Source organism: Salifodinibacter halophilus (assembly GCA_012999515.1).
In the GTDB taxonomy this organism is placed as follows: domain Bacteria; phylum Pseudomonadota; class Gammaproteobacteria; order Nevskiales; family Salinisphaeraceae; genus Salifodinibacter; species Salifodinibacter halophilus.
Map to the genome: position 1 here is coordinate 1 of JABEEB010000179.1, position 280 is coordinate 280.

Here is a 280-nt window from a genome sequence, read left to right on the forward strand (position 1 = left end):
CGGACAGGCTCAGCCTGCCGTCCACGCTCAGCGCCAGCCCGTCCTCGATCAATGCATGCTTCATATGGCTGGTCTCCGGCTGCACGCCGCGTTGCAGGCCGACCAGGACGCTCAGCAGAGCGTGTTCTCGCAACGACACTTTGAACAAAACGCCATTCCCCCTGCCCGCACCCGCCCCGTCGCGCGGTGCGCGCCGGATCGGGCACGTCATGCCTTATATGTGCCTGTAATCACGATATGGGAATGCATGTGATGACATTTTTGACTGGGATACGTGCAG

General features: G+C 61.1%; 1 protein-coding gene. It reads right to left on the minus strand.

Annotated features, from left to right (window positions below):
• Window positions 1-148: hypothetical protein (locus HKX41_11215; GenBank protein ID NNC24700.1), on the minus strand; the 148-nt coding region annotated here is incomplete at its 3' end.
• Between the last annotated feature and the right edge of the window lie 132 nt (window positions 149-280).